Annotated in this window: 12 protein-coding genes; 3 read left to right on the plus strand and 9 right to left on the minus strand. The window is 68.8% G+C overall.

Annotated elements, in window-relative coordinates:
- Positions 1-2 precede the first annotated feature (2 nt).
- Positions 3-2000, minus strand: coding sequence for a cytochrome o ubiquinol oxidase subunit I (cyoB, locus tag MZV50_RS18530; RefSeq protein WP_252630760.1), 1998 nt, complete (start codon positions 1998-2000; stop codon positions 3-5).
- A gap of 20 nt (positions 2001-2020) precedes the next feature.
- The gene (cyoA, locus tag MZV50_RS18535; protein ID WP_289781879.1) at positions 2021-3082 is read right to left on the minus strand and encodes a ubiquinol oxidase subunit II; all 1062 of its coding nucleotides are present in this window, start codon (positions 3080-3082) and stop codon (positions 2021-2023) included.
- 221 nt (positions 3083-3303) lie between these two features.
- Between cyoA and MZV50_RS18540 the strand changes: the two genes are divergently transcribed.
- Complete coding sequence (locus MZV50_RS18540) at positions 3304-4635, plus strand: MFS transporter (RefSeq protein ID WP_252630761.1); 1332 nt, start codon at positions 3304-3306, stop codon at positions 4633-4635.
- Between the two features lie 163 nt (positions 4636-4798).
- Entirely contained in the window at positions 4799-5845 is a 1047-nt protein-coding gene (locus tag MZV50_RS18545) for a lipase family protein (RefSeq protein ID WP_252630762.1), read from the plus strand.
- Here MZV50_RS18545 and MZV50_RS18550 read toward each other — a convergent pair.
- A complete protein-coding gene (locus MZV50_RS18550; RefSeq protein WP_252630763.1) occupies positions 5796-6305 on the minus strand; it encodes an SRPBCC domain-containing protein in 510 nt (169 codons plus the stop codon). The genes MZV50_RS18545 and MZV50_RS18550 overlap by 50 nt on opposite strands.
- A 23-nt stretch (positions 6306-6328) precedes the next feature.
- Here MZV50_RS18550 and MZV50_RS18555 point away from each other — a divergent pair, with 23 nt between their 5' ends.
- The gene (locus MZV50_RS18555) at positions 6329-7678 is read left to right on the plus strand and encodes an FAD-binding oxidoreductase (protein ID WP_252630764.1); all 1350 of its coding nucleotides are present in this window, start codon (positions 6329-6331) and stop codon (positions 7676-7678) included.
- Here the strand turns inward: MZV50_RS18555 and MZV50_RS18560 are convergent.
- Genes MZV50_RS18560 through MZV50_RS18585 form a run of 6 tightly spaced genes read right to left on the minus strand, consistent with a single transcriptional unit; the run spans position 7590 to position 13928 of the window.
- Positions 7590-8291: a CDP-alcohol phosphatidyltransferase family protein gene (locus MZV50_RS18560; protein WP_252630765.1), complete on the minus strand. Its 702-nt coding sequence runs from the start codon at positions 8289-8291 to the stop codon at positions 7590-7592. The two genes, MZV50_RS18555 and MZV50_RS18560, sit on opposite strands and share 89 nt — an antisense overlap.
- Positions 8285-9556 carry a DegT/DnrJ/EryC1/StrS family aminotransferase gene (locus MZV50_RS18565; protein WP_252630766.1) on the minus strand — a complete coding sequence of 424 codons (1272 nt, stop codon included), beginning with the start codon at positions 9554-9556 and terminating at the stop codon, positions 8285-8287. Before MZV50_RS18565 ends, MZV50_RS18560 begins: the two co-directional genes overlap by 7 nt.
- A 10-nt stretch (positions 9557-9566) precedes the next feature.
- The gene (locus MZV50_RS18570) at positions 9567-10433 is read right to left on the minus strand and encodes a sulfotransferase family protein (protein ID WP_252630767.1); all 867 of its coding nucleotides are present in this window, start codon (positions 10431-10433) and stop codon (positions 9567-9569) included.
- Position 10434: 1 nt separating this feature from the next.
- Positions 10435-12003 (minus strand): B12-binding domain-containing radical SAM protein, encoded by a 1569-nt coding sequence (locus tag MZV50_RS18575; RefSeq protein WP_252630768.1) that lies wholly within the window; start codon positions 12001-12003, stop codon positions 10435-10437.
- Entirely contained in the window at positions 12000-12818 is an 819-nt protein-coding gene (locus MZV50_RS18580) for a metallophosphoesterase family protein (RefSeq protein ID WP_252630769.1), read from the minus strand. The genes MZV50_RS18575 and MZV50_RS18580 overlap by 4 nt, the downstream gene beginning before the upstream one ends.
- 9 nt (positions 12819-12827) lie before the next feature.
- Positions 12828-13928, minus strand: coding sequence for an inositol-3-phosphate synthase (locus MZV50_RS18585; protein WP_252630770.1), 1101 nt, complete (start codon positions 13926-13928; stop codon positions 12828-12830).
- Positions 13929-14028 lie beyond the last annotated feature (100 nt).

Below are 14028 nucleotides of genomic sequence, written 5' to 3' on the forward strand. Positions count from 1 at the left end.
GGTCAGGTCAGGCTCCGCAGGGCTTCGGTGCGCGCGTCCTCGACGCGGACGACCTCCTCGGCCGGGATGTAGTAGTCACGCTTGAAGTTGAAGGTGTGGGCGATCGCCGTGGCCACCAGGGCGACGAACGAGACGATCGCCAGCCACCAGATGTGCCAGATGAGCGCAAAGCCCAGCACGGTGCTGATCCCGGCCAGGATCACCCCGGCGCCGGTGTTGGCCGGCATGTGGATCGGGATGAAGCCGGTGGTCGGGCGCTCGTAGCCGCGCGCCTTCATGTCCCACCAGGCGTCCAGCTGGTGGATCACCGGGGTGAAGGCGAAGTTGTAGGCCGGCGGCGGCGACGAGGTCGACCACTCCAGCGTCCGGCCGCCCCAAGGATCGCCGGTCTCGTCGCGCAAGGCCTCGCGGTTGCGGATGCTGACGACGATCTGGACGATGAAGGCCAGGATGCCGCACAGGATGATCACCGCGCCGATCGCCGCGATCACGAACCAGATCTGCAAGGACGGGTCCTCGAAGTGGTTCATGCGGCGGGTCACACCCATCAGGCCCAGCACGTACAGCGGGGTGAAGGCGACCCAGAAGCCGACCAGCCAGCACCAGAACGAGACCTTGCCCCAGAACGGATCCAGCTTGAAGCCGAAGGCCTTGGGGAACCAGTAGGTGATGCCGGCGAACATGCCGAACACCACGCCGCCGATGATCACGTTGTGGAAGTGGGCGATCAGGAACAGGCTGTTGTGCAGCACGAAGTCGGCGGGCGGGACGGCCAGCAGCACGCCGGTCATGCCGCCGATCACGAAGGTGACCATGAAGCCTACGGTCCACAGCATCGGCACCTCGAAGCGGATGCGGCCGCGGTACATCGTGAACAGCCAGTTGAAGATCTTGGCCCCGGTTGGGATCGAGATGATCATCGTCGTGATCCCGAAGAACGAGTTCACGCTGGCGCCCGAGCCCATGGTGAAGAAGTGGTGCAGCCAGACGATGTACGACAGGATCGTGATGACGACGGTGGCGTAGACCATCGAGCTGTAGCCGAACAGGCGCTTGCCGCAGAAGGTCGAGACCACTTCCGAGAACACGCCGAAGGCCGGCAGGATCAGGATGTAGACCTCGGGGTGGCCCCAGATCCAGATCAGGTTCACGTACATCATCGGGTTGCCCCCGAAGTCGTTCGTGAAGAAGTTCGTATAGAGGTATCGGTCGGCGGTCAGTAGGGCCAGGGTGGCGGTCAGGATCGGGAAGGTCGCCACGATCAGGACGTTGGTGCACAGCGAGGTCCAGGTGAAGACCGGCATCTTCATCAGGCTCATGCCCGGGGCGCGCATCTTGATGATAGTCACGACCAGGTTGATGCCCGAGAGCGTGGTCCCCACCCCGGCGATCTGCAGCGCCCAGATGTAGTAATCGACCCCGACATCCGGACTGTAGGCCAGGTTCGACAGCGGCGGATAGGCCAGCCAGCCGGTGCGGGCGAACTCGCCGACGAACAGCGACAGCATCACCGTCACCGCGCCGCCGACCGTCATCCAGAAGCTGAAGTTGTTCAGGAAGGGGAACGCCACGTCGCGCGCGCCGATCTGCAACGGCACGGCCAGGTTCATCAGGCCGGTGACCAGCGGCATCGCCACGAAGAAGATCATGATCACGCCGTGGGCGGTGAAGATCTGGTCGTAGTGGTGGGCGGGCAGATAGCCGGCTTGGTCGCCGAAAGCGATGGCCTGCTGAGCGCGCATCATCAGGGCGTCGGCGAAGCCGCGCAGCAGCATGATGATGGCCAGGATGATGTACATCACCCCGATCTTCTTGTGGTCGACGCTGGTCAGCCACTCACGCCACAGGTAGCCCCATAGCTTGTAGCGGGTCAGCAGGGCCAGGGTGGCGAGGCCGCCCAAGGCGACCATGGCGAAGGTCACGAGCAGGATCGGCTCGTGCAGCGGAATGGCGTCCCAGGTGAGACGGCCGAAGATGAGTTTTGCGAGGTCCGCGGACATGTTGGGTCTCTATCCTGGGATCAGCGCTGGGCGGTCTTTGGGGCGCAAAGCGCGGCGACAAACGCGTGCAGACCGCCTTCCTGACCGCGCCGGACGCGCTTGTCGTATTCGAGGGTGGTGACGTTGTAGACGCCGGCCATGCCGAGGCCGCCTTGAGCGTCGATGCGCATCATGTCGTGCTGGCACATCTTGCCCGGCTCGACGCAGCGGTTGACCGCCTTGTCGAACAGGCCCGCGTCGACCGTGGCGAAGCGCTGGACCGGGGCCTTCTCGCTGGGCTTCTCCAGCACCAGGTAGCGCGGGCCGTCCAGGCGGTCGCTCCCCTTGCGGACCTCGGCGGTCCAGCGGTCGAAGTCCGCCCGGCTCATGCCGTGGAACTTGAAGCGCATGTGCGAGAAGCCCGCGCCGCTGTAGTTGGCCGAGAAGCCGTCGAAGGTTCCGGGCTTGTTGATCACCGCGTGCAGCTGGGTGGTCATGCCGGGCATGGCGTAGATCTGGCCGGCCAGGGCGGGCACGTAGAACGAGTTCATCACCGACGAGCTGGTCAGCTGAAAGTCGATCGGGGTGTCGATCGGTGCGGCCAGCTCATTGACCGTGGCGACGCCCAGTTCGGGATAGATGAACAGCCACTTCCAATCGAGGGCCACGACCTGGACCTTCAGCGGCTTGACGTGCTGGGCGCTGCGGCCTGGCGCTAGGCGATCCAGCGGCCGGTAGGGATCCAGCAGGTGGGTGCTGGTCCAGGTCACCGCGCCCAGGATGGTGATGATCACCAGCGGCGCGGCCCAGATGACGATCTCCAGACGCGTGGAATGGTGCCAGTCGGGGTCGTACCTGGCCGCCTCGTTCGAGCGCCGGTACTTCCAGGCGAAGAACAAGGTCAGGGCGATCACCGGCACGATGATCAACAGCATCAGCACGGTCGCGACGATGATCAGGTCGCGTTGCTGCACGGCGATATCGCCGGACGGATTCATCACCACCCAGTCGCAGCCGCCGAGGGCGAGCAGCAGGGGCAGCAGGGCCAGCTTGCCCAGCAAGCCTGGCGAAGGACGGGGTGTGAGCCTGGAGGTCGGACGCATGTGGCGCCCGATAGGCCGTTCTGCTGCGGTGCGACATTGGACCGTTTGTCCTAGGTCAAGCCGCCGCTTGCCAACGGTCAAGCTCTCGTGAACGGAGCCGAAGCGCCACGAAGGCGTTTGCCAGATCGTGTTCGTTGGCCCCATGCTCCCCTCCAGACCGCCGCGAAGGCGGCGCGAAATGCGGAACTAGGGACGGTAACGAGGAATAGGCGCGTCAGTTCATGGCTCAAGAGTTCACAATCCCCACATCGTCAGGTCTGGAACGCGACGCGCGCAGGATGCACGCCGACGCGCACGGCGTCCGACCGGGCGAGATCGCGCTGGGCGTGGTCATCGGCCGCACCTCGGAATTCTTCGACTTCTTCGTCTACGCCATCGCCTCGGTGCTGGTGTTCCCGCAGCTGTTCTTCCCGTTCGTCGATCGCCTGACGGGCGTGATGTTGTCGTTCGCGGTCTTTGCCCTGGCCTTTGTCGCCCGCCCGTTCGGCTCGGCGATCTTCGGCGCGATCGACCGCCGCTTCGGCCGCGGGGCCAAGCTGACGGTGGCGCTGTTCCTGCTGGGCGGCTCGACCGCCTTCATCAGCTTCCTACCTGGCTACGCGACCGTCGGCCCGCTGGCCATCTGGGCGCTGGCGGCCTGCCGCATCGGTCAGGGCCTGGCCCTGGCCGGGGCCTGGGACGGCCTGGCCTCGCTGCTGGCGCTGAACGCGCCCGAGAAGAAGCGCGGCTGGTACGCGATGATCCCGCAACTGGGCGCGCCGTTCGGCTTCATGCTGGCCAGCGGCCTCTTCGCCTATTTCGTCAGCAGCCTGGGCGGGGCTGACTTCCTGGACTGGGGTTGGCGCTATCCGTTCTTCGCCGCCTTCGCGATCAACGTCGTGGCCCTGTTCGCTCGCCTGCGCATCGTCGCCACCGAGGACTACGGCGCCCTGTTCGAGAAGCGCGAGCTGCGCCCCACTCCCGTCGCCTCGCTGCTGCGGGCCGAGGGCGGCAACGTGCTGATCGGAGCCTTCGCCCCGCTGGCCACCTTCGCCATGTTCCATCTGGTCACTGTCTTCCCGCTGTCGTGGGTGATCCTGCATGACCCCGACCAGGCCCTGACCTTCCTGCGCATCGAACTCTTCGGCGCCTTGGTTGGCGTCGGCGGCATCCTGGCCTCGGGCTGGATCGCCGACCGCATCAACCGCCAGAACCAGCTGGCCCTGTCGGCCCTGCTGATCGGCGGCTTCAGCCTGCTGGCTCCGCGCCTGCTGGACGGCGGCTCCCTGGGCCAGACCCTGTACGTCGTGCTGGGCTTCGCGATCCTGGGCCTGTCGTTCGGCCAGGCGGCCGGCACGGTCAGCTCGCGCTTCTCCAAGCGCTATCGCTACACCGGCGCGGCGGTAACCTCGGACCTCTCGTGGCTGATCGGCGCGGGCTTCGCCCCGCTGGCCGCCCTGGGCCTGGCCACCCTGTGGGGCCTGCCCGCCATCGGCCTCTATCTGGCCTCCGGCGCGATCGCGACGCTGGTCGCCCTGACCATCGACCGCAATCGCCGGCTGGCGCTGAAGTAGCGCTGGCCACGTCTCGGCGCTCCCAGGCGGAGCGCCGGGCGCGTCTTCCCACTCCCGTCCTCGACGCCGCAGACGCCCGGCGCGACGGCCCGCGCCGTTACGCGAGAATATTTGCGAGATTTTCTTATAGGTTGTATTCTCGGCGCGAACGAGGGGAAGCGCCATGGCGTTGACGCGACGGGCTTTTTCCGCGAGCGCGGTCGCGGTCGGCGGCGCTTCCGGTCTCCTCGCCACGCCGCCGCAAGACCCCTTCATCCTGCGCTACATGCAGCTGTGCCGCGTCTCGCAGGGGCCGCTGGACCGCATCGCGCCCGAGCTCGTCGATCCGCGCTTCGTGGGCGTGGGCGAGGGCGGCGTCTGGCGCGTCGAGTGGGGGCCAGCCTGGGACAAGCTGCAGGCCAACCTGGCGCTCGTGGCCGGCTATCGTCTGCCTGGCCAGAGCGCACCCGAGAAGCTGGTCCTGGTCGTGCGCGGCACCGACGTCACGCACGACGCCTGGGGTGACATCAAGGAGGCTTTCGAGGATCTGCTGGTCCTCAAGCAGAAGCCCCTGCCCTGGGATCCCGGCTCGCCGGCGCGCGTGGCCGGCGGCGCGCTGCTCGGCTTGCGCGTTCTCGACGACCTGAGCAGCGGCGGCGTGGGCCTGCGGGCCTTCCTGCGCCAACGTCTGGCCGATCCGGCCGCCCGCCCCAAGGAGCTGGTGATCACCGGCCACAGCCTGGGCGGATGCCTGGCCACGGTGGTGGCCGTATGGCTGGCCGACGACTTCGCGCGCACCGGCGTCGACACGCCCATCCGACTGGTCACCTTCGCCGCGCCGACCGCGGGCAACGCCGCCTTCGCGAACCGGGTGGCCCAGCGCTTCCCCGACAGCCAGCAGTACTACAACACCCTGGACGTCGTGCCGAACGGCTGGTCGAACCTCGTGGCGGTCAAGACCCTCTACCGGCCCCACGGCCAGCAGACGCCCACCGGGGCCAGCCTGATCATCGACCTGTTCGCCGGTGCCCTGGGCGCGGCGGGCATGGCCTATGCGCAGCCCCCGGCCAACCGGCTGGCCTTGGCGGGTACGCACCAGGCCGGTCTCGGCTGGTACCAGCAGGTGGGCGCCCAGCATCACGCCCAGGCCTATCTGCGCCTACTGGGAGACACCTCGGCGGTCATTCCACCGCTGCGGATCCGAGGGCGTCACGAAGACGCGACGGCCTAGGAGCCTGATCGTGAAGAAGCAGCCGCGCGAGATCGGCGTTCATCGCCTCGAAGCCGAGACGGGTCACCGCCAGCCGCAGGCGCCGGTGCAACGGCGTGATCAGACCCGAGAACTCCTCGCGGTGGATCAGTCGCGTTCCCGCCGGCGTCGCATCCAGCTCGAAGATGTGCTCGCCGGCGAAGATCGCCGCCGTCCCGATCACCGCGCGCCACGCGAACGTCTTCTCCGGCGCCAGCCGGGTGACGACGGGATGGAAGGTCCGCGGCGGACCGCCGGGCGGCGCGACGGTGACGGTCAGGCGCCCGCCCAGTTCGGCCGTTCCCTCGATGCGCCGCACGTAGCCGTTCCACGCGCCATAGGCCGGGAAGTCCATCAGGGCCCGCCACACCGTCGACGGCGGCGCGGCCAACTCCTGTTCGGTGAGAAGCTCGATCATCGCCGCCCCCTCGCGTCCGCCCATCCCAGCTCGTTCGATTGACGCCCATGAAACATACCCAGGAAGCGCGTCTGCGTCGCCGGTCGTTCGCCAGCTGGTCCAAGGTCCTGCCGGGCGACAGCCTGTGCGTCCCCGATGGCCAGGGATGGCTGGAAGGCTGCGCGCGGGGGCTGTCCCTGGCGCCCCGTGGGGCGGGCCGCAGCTTCGGCGACGCGGCCTTCGGCGTGCCCGAGGGCCTGACCTGCCAAGCTCCCCGAGGCGCCGCGTTCGACCTCGACATCCTCGGCCACCTGCTCTGGCTAGACGCCGGCGACAGTGTCGGCGCGGCGCACCGTTGGCTGGAAGGCACGGCGTTCGAGTTTCCGATCTACGGCGGCACCCAATGGGCCAGCGTGGGCGGCGCGACGGCCGGCGATATCCACGGCAAGAACCATCCCGGCGAGGGCTCGTTCGGCCGTCACGTCGCGGCGCTCGACATCGTGTTGGCCTCGGGCGAGACGCTGCGCTGCTCGCGGACCGCGCACGAGGATCTCTTCCACGCCACCCTCGGCGGCATGGGCCTGACCGGTCTGATCACCCGCGTCGCCCTGAGGGTCCGCCCGCGCGCCAGCCCGACCCTGAGGGTGCGCCGCCGCCAGGTCGCGGGCCTCGATGCGCTGTGGCCCCTGCTTTGGCCCGACACCCCGCCCGACTACGCCTTCGCGACCGTCTTCGACTTGGCCCAGCACCGGCCGCGCGGGCTGGTGTTCCAGGCCGATCGCACCTCGGCCGCCACGCCGCCGCCGCGTATCGCCCGACGGATCGACCTGCCCCGCCTGCCGGTGATCACGCCCGGCGCGGTGCGGGCCGTCGGTCAGCTCGTCCTGAACGCGACCCGAGACCCGGCCGAGACGCTCGTCCATCGCCGCGACTTCAACTATTCGGGCCTGCACGAGCATCTTTATGGCTGGAACCAGCTGTACGGCCTGCGGGGTATGATCGAATACCAGTTCGCCGCCTCGCAGGGGGCGTTCCCGGCGCTGGTCGAGCGCTTCGTGAACCTGGCCCGCGCTCATGACGCGCCCATGCTGGCGGCGGTGATCAAGCCGATGGGGCCGCTGGCGTCAGGCGGTCTGCTGTCGTTCCCCATGGCGGGCGCGACCATCAATTTCCAGGTCCCCTGGTCGCCCCGCGCCCTGGCCTGGCTGGACCTAGGCAGCGAGGCGGTGATCGCCGCCGGCGGCCGGGTCAACCTGACCAAGGACTGTTGCCTGCGCCCCGACCAGATGGCCCGGATGTATCCCGATCTCGACCGCTGGCGGGAGACGGTCAGGACCTACGACCCGCGAGGCCGCGTGCTCTCGGCCCTCGCGCGCCGGCTCGACCTGAAGCCCTGGGCGACCGCGCCCGCTTCGTAGGATCGTCGACCCGCTCCAGCCAGTCGACCGCGCGCAGGACGCGCTGGATCAACGACGCCCAGATCAGCGCCGCCAGCAGGGCCAGCGCCCAGTCCAGCAGGTCCAGCCCCGCCACCGACCAGTTGGGAAACAGGCCATAGGCGAAGGCCGAGACCAGCAGGACCGTGCAGCGCTCGGTGCGCTCCATCAGGTCTGGCCAGGCCTCGTTGCCGATCGGCGCCTCCATCTCGGCCCGCGCCTTGGCGTAGCTGAACAGGCCCGCCCCCAGCGCGACCACGAAATAGAGCTTCCAATGGCCGGTCGCCGCCGCCAGCGCCAGGCACAGCGCGCCGTCGGACACCCGGTCGCACAAGGCGTCCAGATAGGCGCCGGTCTTGCTGACCTTGCCGCTCAGTCGCGCCACCGGCCCATCCAGGGCGTCCAGCAGCAGCGACAGCGCCAGCAGCGGGACCAGCACCAGGATGGCCTTGGTCCAAGCCAGCAGGCCGCAGAGCGCCAGAGAGATCACCATCGCGCCCAGGGTCACGGCGTTGGGCGTCAGGCCCAGCCGGATGAGGCCGCGCGCTGGAGCGGCCACCACGGGGGCGAAGACGGACTTGATCCGGGTCAGCATGGCGCGGTCTCCGTGACGACGGGGTGGGCGCGCCACGCATAGCGCTCCATCGCCCGGATGATCCGATCCAGCCGACGCCCCGTCAGCTGCGGATAGCTGGGCAGGCGAACCAGATGGTCGCTGGCCAGCCGGGCGCGCGGACAGGTCGCGGCGAACGCGGCGAATTGCGGCAGGCTGGCGCAGTCATAGAACTCATGCGGCTCGACCTCGACGCCCGCCTCGAGCATGGCGCGCGTGAAGCCTTCGGAATCGTCGACCAGGACCCCGAAATACGAGCCGTTGGCGCGGCCGAACCGGTCCTCGTCGAGGAACTCGTAGGAGCCCAGATGCGCGGTGGCGGCCTTGATCCGCGCCACCACCGCTCGCCGCGCCGCGATATTGTCGTCCAGCCGTCCCAGCTGGCGTTCGCAGAGGAAGGGCATGAACGGCGCGAAGGGCGGCCGCGAGGCCGGGTCGAAGCGATAGCCCGCCAGATCCTTGGATGGCGAGGCCAGGTCGCGCAGCCAGGGCAGACCGCGCGCGGCCAGGAAGCGCCCCAGGGTGATCAGCGGCCTCAGCGTCCAGCGGTAGACGCTCGGGACCATGCAGGCCGACAGCAGCGCCTTGGCCGGCGTCGAGGCGGCCACGGCCCAGGAGACCTTGGGCGGCGGCGGCGGGGTCCAGCCCTCGGCCAGGGACTCGTCCAGCGCCAGCATCCCGCCGCCGAAGCAGTTGACCAGCTTCTGGGGCCCGAAGCTGAACAGCGCGCCGTCGCCGCGCGCCCCAAGTTGGCCGTGGCGATCGCGGCTGCCGGCCGCGTGGGCGCAGTCCTCGAACACCTTGATCCCTAGGGGTCGGCAGATCGCCAGGATGGCGTCGATGTCGGCCGGTGCGCCAAACATGTGCGTGACCAGCACCAGCCGCGTGCTGGTGTTCACGGCCTTGGCCACCTCGGCCGCGTCCAGGCTCAGCGTCGCCAAGTCGATGTCGACGAAGACCGGCCGCAGCCCCCACTGAACCAGAAGGCGGACGATCACATAGTAGTTGTAGCCGGCGACGATCACCTCACCCTCGTGCGGGATCTTGGCGGCGTCCAGGAACGCCCACAGCGCGTGACGCCCGGCGGGCATGCCGAACACCCGCTTGCCCGGCAGTCGGTCGCGCCAAAGCGCCTGCAGGTGCGCGTCGGGATCGCGGGCGCGCCGCGCCGCCTGAGCGAAGTCCAGCGGCCCCAGGGCCGGCGAGTGCTTGGGCAACAGGGTCAGGGGCGGCGGGGTCAGGGACATGCGACGCGTCTCAACGGTCATAGGCGTAGCCCGCCAGATGTGGATGGCGGCCTGCGCGCTGCTCGACGTCGCGAACCAGGGCGCCGGACCAGGATCGGCTGGCGCGCGACTGGCTGGCGGCCGGATAGACCAGGCCGGCACAGGCTTCGAGATACGGCTCATCGACCGTCAGTCCCAGGAATTCGCCCAGGCGGCGGATCTGGGCGCGCGGCGCCGCGACGAGCTCCTCGTGGCGGATGTCCAGCACCTGCTCCGGATAGCGGGCCTTCACCCGCTCGACGCCAGCGCACAGCTGGAAATAGGTCTCCATGGCCGACTCCAGCGCGCTCTGGGTCCGGTTGGCCAGGGTGGCGATGTTGTCGAACGGGTTGCGCACCACGTGGATGAAGGCCAGGCGGGGCGCGTGGCGGAACCGGGCGCGGGCCAGCAGCTCGGGGTCGCGGCTCAGGCGCAGCGTCGCCCACTTGGCCTCTTGGTCGCCGATCACGGTCGGCCGACCGCCGCGCCCCTGGTGCTGGCCGGGGACGGGATAGGCGTAGGCGGTCAGCTTGCGACCGTCGCGCGCGAACCGCTCGGCGTTGCGGGCGATCATGTGGAACACCGCCTCCGGCGCGACACCAGCCTTCAGATGACCCAGGGCGTCCAGCCGATGCGAGAACACCGCCGCCTGGTGCGCGTCGAGGATCGAGCTGACCACGCTGTGGCCGCTGCGCGGATAGCCGATGAAGTTGCAGAACACCTTCACCTCGGCGAAGCGGTCCGGGTCGCGGGCCAGCGCGCCCCGCGCCTGGCGCGCGTCCCACCAGGCCTGGGCGCCCACGCGCCCCCAGAGCCAGACGTTGTTGTCGACGAAACCGAGGCGCTCGCGCAGGTCCATGTCAGCTCGCCATCGCCGGGGCCCGGGCGGGCGCGGGTTGATAGGGCTCCAGCCAGGACGCCGGCGCGCCGGCGGCGTCGGTGACCAGGATGGGATCGAAGTACAGCGCGCGGTCTTCCGGCGTGATGTCCGGCGGGCCGTGGTCGTAATGGCCGTCCAGCGGCTGCTCGCCGGCCATGTAGTTGAGCGTCAGCCCGCCCTTGCGCCCCTTGGCCAGGTTGAACAGCCGGAAGTGAGCCCGGAAGTGGACCACGTGGGCCAGCGGCGAGGCGCGGCGCAGGGTCCAGGCGCGACGCAGGAAATCCAGCAGGTGCCGGGGCCGATTGACCAGGGTGTCGGGCCGACGGAACAGCTGAGTCAGGAAGGCCGTCAGACGCTCGTCCGGGTCCTGACAGTCGCGATAGACCACGGTCTGTCCGTCGATGTCGCGCAGGCGCAGGTTCGGCCGCAGCTGGCCCGCGCTGGCCGCCTGCCAGAACAGCTTGGTGCCCACCAGCGGGGAGACGATGGCGATGAAGCTGGGAAACAGCAGCGCCCGATGGGACAGGATGGTGTCCAGTTGGGCGCGCATGGCCTGGACCGAGGTGATCCTGGGATCGAACAGATAGCCGTAGATCACCACGATCCCCCGGCTCTGGGCGTAGGCGATGTCGTCGACGAAGTTGGTGGTCTTGGAGAGGTTCTGCACCTTGTCGTGGCGGTGCAGGAAGTCGAGATCCAGCGACTCCAGGCCGGTGAACAGCACCGCGCAGCCGCTTTGCGCCATCAGGTCGATGATCTTGCGGTTCTTCAGGATGTCCTGGGTGACCAGCGCGCCCCAGCCCTTGAGTCGTCGGTCCTTGGCCAGTTCGGCGCACAGCTCGCGCAGATAGCGCAGGTCGTTGCCGAAGTTGTTGTCGATGAACCAGACCGTCGGAAGCCAGCGACGCAGGGACCAGAAGGGACTGGCGGCGACGGCGTCGTCGATCGCCTGGGTCACGCGCTGGACCCCATACTTGGTGTGACGCGCGCCCTCGGCTGGGATGACGCAGAAGTCGCACTTGAAATTGCAGCCGCGCGAGGCTTCGACCAGATGCGAGGCCGGATGCAGGTCGTTGTCGACCAGCATGTCGTAGCGGATCCGGTAGTCGCTCAGCACGGTCTGGGGCGAGCGGTAGATCGGCTTCAGCGCCCCGGCTTCGAGATCGGCCATTACGTCGCGCACGGAGTCGACACCGCCGGCGCAGATCGCGTCGAAGAACCGGGCGGCGAACTCGGGAAACATCGTGCAGAAGTAGCCGCCGGCGATCACCTTGGCGCCGCGCCGGCGGTAGACGTACGACAGCTGGCGCTGGCGATCGAAGTCCTTGGCCAGGCCGCTCAGGAAGACGATGTCGGCCGGCGGCAGACGATCTGGCGTCAGCGAGCCGTGCCACATCTCCTGATAGATCTGGATCTCGTAGCGCTCAGGATCGATCAGCGAACCGATCTGCAGGCCGGCCTGCGGCTGCAGCAACGAGAGGTCGCGCTTGAAGCTGCGGTCGCCATGGAAGTGGGCGCAGATGATCAGCACGCGAGGACGGACGGTCATGCGACGGCTCTCCGCTTCAGGTCCGCCGGCGAGCGCTCGGCCAGGGTCCAGCGACCGAGGGCTTCCTCGGTGAAGCCGCGTCCATCCCAGTAGCGGGCGGCGATCTCGACACGCGCGCCCTCCAGCCTGAGCAGGTTGTAGCCATTGGGCCGATCGCGCAGATGCGGCGAGACCGCCGTCGGCGCCTGGACGATCAGCAGCGGTCGATCCAGCCCCAGCGCGCCGGCGACGTCGACGGCATAGGCGCGGTGGATATGGCCGCCCAGCACCATGTCGACCCCGGCGGCCGAAAGCTGTCGCAGCCCCGCCTCCCAACCATCGACCAACCGATAGCGCGGATCGTCCGGCGGCGGCTGGAAGGGATGGTGAGCGATCACGATGCGGCGCGCCCCTTGCGGCGCGCCCCGCGCCAGAGCGTCGACCTCATCCAGCAGATCCGGCTGGATCGCGCCGTCCTTCCAGGTCTTGCCGTGGGCGGTGCAGAGGCCGGCCACCCAGGCCTCGCCCGCCTGGCGCACCGGGACGCGGCTGGGATCGATGTGTTGGGCGAAGCGCGCGGTCGGACGGCCCAGGCGCTCGAACAGCGGCAGGAGCGGCACGTCATGATTGCCCGGCGTGGCGATCCACGGCGCCGGCAAGCGGCCCAGGAAACGGCGCGCCCGGCGGAACTGCCAGTGGAAAGCCCGCTCGGTCAGGTCGCCGCTGACGATGATCAGGTCGGGGCGAAGCACGCGGAGGTCGGCCAGCAGGCCCTCGACCACGACGGCGCGCTCACGTCCGAAATGCAGGTCCGAGAGGTGCGCCACCAGGGTCATCGCGCCGGCTCACACGGTCTCGGCCTGGCGCTGGGCCTGGCGGATGAATTCGGCGGTCAGGCTTCGGGCCGTCTCGTCGTTCATCTGCTGCGGCGGATGCTTCATGTAGTAGGCGCACGGCGCCTCGATCGGGCCGCCCAGGCCCTGATCGCGGGCGACGCGGGCCAGGCGGATAAGGTCGATCACCACGCCAGCGCTGTTGGGCGAGTCCTGGACCGACAGCTTCAGATCCATCTCCAGCGGCACGTCGCCAAACCCGCGTCCCTCGATGCGGATGAAGCAGATCTTGTTGTCCTTCTGCCAGGGCACGTAGTCCGACGGCCCGATGTGGACGTTGTCGGCGGCGATGTCCTGGGCGATTTGCGAGGTCACCGCGCGGGTCTTGGAGATCTTCTTGGACCTCAGACGCTCGCGGGCCAGCATGTTGAGGAAGTCGGTGTTGCCGCCGGTGTTCAGCTGGTAGGTCCGGTCGATCACCACGCCGCGCTCACCGAACAGGCGCGAGAGCATGCGGTGGACGATGGTCGCGCCCAACTGGCTCTTGATGTCGTCGCCCAGGATCGGCAGTCCCGCCGCCTTGAACCGCGCCGCCCAGGCCGGATCGGAGGCAATGAACACGGGCGCGCAGTTGATGAAGGCCACGCCCGCGTCGAGGCAGGCCTGGGCGTAGTGGCGCGCGGCGGCCTCGGACCCGACGGGCAGATAGCTGAGCAGCACCTGGGCTCCAGAGGCCTTCAGCACCGCGGCCACGTCGACCGGCGGCTCGGCCGAGGGTCGGAAGGCCTGGTGGTCGGGATAATCGGCCATGTGCTCGGCCACCCCGTCCAGCAGCGGCGCCATGCTGACCTTGACCGAGGCGCGCGGCAGGTCGGGACAAAACACCAGGGCGCAGTTGGGCGGCGCGAACACCGCCTCGCGCAGCGGTCGGCCGACCTTGCGAACGTCGATGTCGAACGCGGCCACGATGTCGATGTCGCTGGGCCGCCAGCCGCCGATGTCGGCGTGCATCAAGCCGGCGCAATCGGGCGCGGCGTCACCGCCGTAGTAGTGCAAGCCCTGGATCAGCGCGCTGGCGCAATTGCCCACCCCCGCGATGGCGATCTTGATCATCAGCCCCTCCCCGCGTCTGGCGTCGCGGCGTTTCGCCACGCTTCGTCAGGGTAGAGAAGATCAGCTTAATACAACCGTCAATTGGATTCTTGAAAAACTC

It is taken from the genome of Caulobacter segnis, assembly GCF_023935105.1.
Lineage (GTDB): Bacteria > Pseudomonadota > Alphaproteobacteria > Caulobacterales > Caulobacteraceae > Caulobacter > Caulobacter segnis_B.